The 1,426-nt window shown below is 67.6% G+C and carries 1 protein-coding gene; it reads left to right on the top strand.

What is annotated here, in order from left to right:
• The first annotated feature begins 198 nt into the window (after positions 1 to 198).
• Positions 199 to 1,311: an ISAs1 family transposase gene (locus QLQ12_RS46620; RefSeq protein ID WP_282767519.1), complete on the top strand. Its 1,113-nt coding sequence runs from the start codon at positions 199 to 201 to the stop codon at positions 1,309 to 1,311.
• Positions 1,312 to 1,426: the final 115 nt, after the last annotated feature.

Below are 1,426 nucleotides of genomic sequence, written 5' to 3' on the forward strand. Positions count from 1 at the left end.
CAGGGCCCCGGCAAAGTCGCAGTGCTGTCCGATTTGGCTGGTTAGGTATAGAAGCGCCGCTGGTAGTGACAGCAAGACGGGCATGACCGGTTCAGAAGATCATCAAGGTTCCTACGCCATGCTGATCGTCCGAAGTGAGTCATGCCCGCACTGCCATCATCGCTGATCTCGTCTCTGTCTCATGCACCGGCTCTGACCGTGCCGGAAACCGCCGCTGGGCTTGACGCCGCGCTGGCCGCGGTGCGTGATCCGCGAGCCCGCCGCGGCATCCGGCATCAGCTCAGCGTGGTGGTGACCGCGGCGGTATGCGCCGTGGTCGCCGGTCACCGTTCGTATGCCGCGATCGCGGAATGGGTGGCCGACGTGCCGGACACGACGGTGCAGGCCCTGGGTATGGCGGCTGATCGGCGCCCATCCGAAACAATGATTCGCCGGCTGCTGCAGGCCCTGGACCCGGACCTACTGACCACGGCGATCGGCGCCTGGCTCGCCGGCCGAACCCTGGCGGACATCCCGGCCGGCAGACGGGCGATCGCGGTCGACGGTAAGACTTTGCGCGGCTCCCGCACAGCCGCCACAGCTGCCGATCACGTGATGGCCGCCTGCGACCAGGCTGCCGGTGTGGTCCTGGCCAGTACCGACGTCGACGGCAAGACCAACGAGATCACCCGGTTCGCGCCTCTGCTCGACCAGATCAGCGACCTACGCGACGCCGTGATCACCGCCGACGCGATGCACTGCCAGCGCGACCACGTCACCTACCTCGCCGAACGCGGCGCACACTGGATCCTGACCGTGAAAGGCAACCAGCCCCACCTGCACAAACAGCTCGCCGGCCTGCCCTGGAAGGCGGTCCCGGACGCTACCCGTGACGACGACCGCGGGCACGGCCGGCGCGAGATCCGCACCCTGAAAATCCTGACCGTCTCCACCGGCATCGACTTCCCGAACGCCGCTCGGGCCATGCAGATCCGTCGCCGCCGGCGACGGCTCGACGAACCGAAACGCTTCACCACCGAGACCGTCTACGCCATCACCGACCTGCACGTCCACCAGGCCAAACCGCACCAGCTGGCCGCGTGGATCCGCGGACACTGGTCCATCGAGAACAAGATCCACTGGGTGCGAGACGTCACCTACGACGAAGACCGCTCGCAGATCCGCACCGGCACCGGGCAACAAGTCATGGCCGCCCTACGCAACGCCGCCATCGGCGCCTTACGCTTCGCCGGCGTCACCAACATCGCCGCCGCCAACCGACATCACGCCCGCGACAGCACCCGCCCGCTCGCCCTGCTCGGAATCACCTGACGACTTTGCCGGGGCCCTGGGGCACCGTCACGCCCTTCTCGGCGCCCTGGAAGACCAGCTTCGCCTTCTCGAACTTGGCCGGGTCGCCCTCGCAGTCGACGACGACGATCTGGCC

Source organism: Actinoplanes sandaracinus, assembly GCF_030009775.1.
GTDB lineage: Bacteria > Actinomycetota > Actinomycetes > Mycobacteriales > Micromonosporaceae > Actinoplanes > Actinoplanes sandaracinus.